Genomic DNA, 1241 nt, shown 5'->3' with positions numbered 1-1241 from the left:
CATCGCGACATCAAACCCAGCAACCTCTTCATCGAGCAAGTTTTTCAAAATGGCAAGCTTATCCCCCAACTGAAAATCCTCGACTTTGGCGTGGCCAAAACCCTGGCGGATCACACCCTCAGCCTGGGCACCCAAAAAGGGGGAGGATTTATCGGCACAGCTCGCTACGCCTCTCCCGAACAGATGCGGGGCAAAGCCTTGGATGCCCGCTCGGACATCTACTCCTTTGGCGTGGTGCTCTACGAGATGCTGACGGGATCCATGCCCTTTCAATTGGAAACTGACTCTTTGCACAGTTGGATCCACGCCCATTGTTACGAAAGCCCAATCGAGATCAACCCGAAGGCAGCCCCCCAGCCGATCCCACCCCCCTTGGCAGCGGTGGTGATGGATTGCCTGAAAAAAAACCCAGACGAACGACCGCAAACGATGCGGGAGCTGGGGGAACGACTGCTGCAAGCCTATGACCTGACGGCAACCACCCAACTCTCTAGTGGCCAAGCCAGCACTGTGATCCTGCCCACCGGCAGCGCTAAGGCTCAACGGGATGCTCCACCCTCTTCTGACCCCAAGCCACCAATCCAAACCACCCGCAATACAGGATCAGCTTCTAGAGCCTTTGAAGATATCCGCGATGAGGATCTGGATCTCATCGAAGATGAGCCGGTCTCTCCCCCCTCCCCAGGTGCAGGGATCCCCTATTACATCACCGAGCGGGAACCCTCCTCAGCAGAAGCTCTGCCGGAAACACCGGATCCCTCTCCCCAAAGTGGGGGCGAAACTCCCAAAACGCCCTCCACAGTGATCCCAGCCAGCAACGCTCTCCCGACCGTTCAGGATCCCCCTGTCGCTCGCCCTGCCACGCCGGCACGAACCGATACTCCCCGCACTCGCCCTCTGCGGCAAGCTGCCCCCCAAACGGTTCTGCAACCTTCCGACAGCAACCTGAAGTGGGTTTTGGCCGGGGGATCCCTGGGCGTTATGGCTTTGCTGGCCGCCTTTTTGCTGTGGCCACGTCCAGCGGTTCGCGATACCCAGGAACAGCCGGATCGCACCCCAACTCCCGAACTCAAGGTAGAGCCCATACGCATAGAGCCTATACCCGTAAAACCAATCCTAGGGATCCCAACTCCCGGTTCTACGCCTACCCCTACGCCCGAAGCAACCCCCACGCCTACCCCTGAGGTAACTCCAGCGCCGACACCCACCCCGACTCCAGCACCAACACCCACTCCGGTGCC

The 1241-nt window shown here is 59.4% G+C and carries 1 protein-coding gene; it reads left to right on the top strand.

Annotated elements, in window-relative coordinates:
• Nucleotides 1-1241 (top strand): serine/threonine protein kinase (locus NW815_RS11870; protein ID WP_414416053.1); only part of this gene is annotated, 1241 nt, incomplete at both ends.

It is taken from the genome of Synechococcus sp. R6-7 (assembly GCF_047461695.1).
Classification (GTDB): Bacteria; Cyanobacteriota; Cyanobacteriia; order Thermostichales; family Thermostichaceae; genus Thermostichus.
Note: the sequence above shows the minus strand (reverse complement) of the source record. Positions and strands in the feature narration are given on the sequence as shown.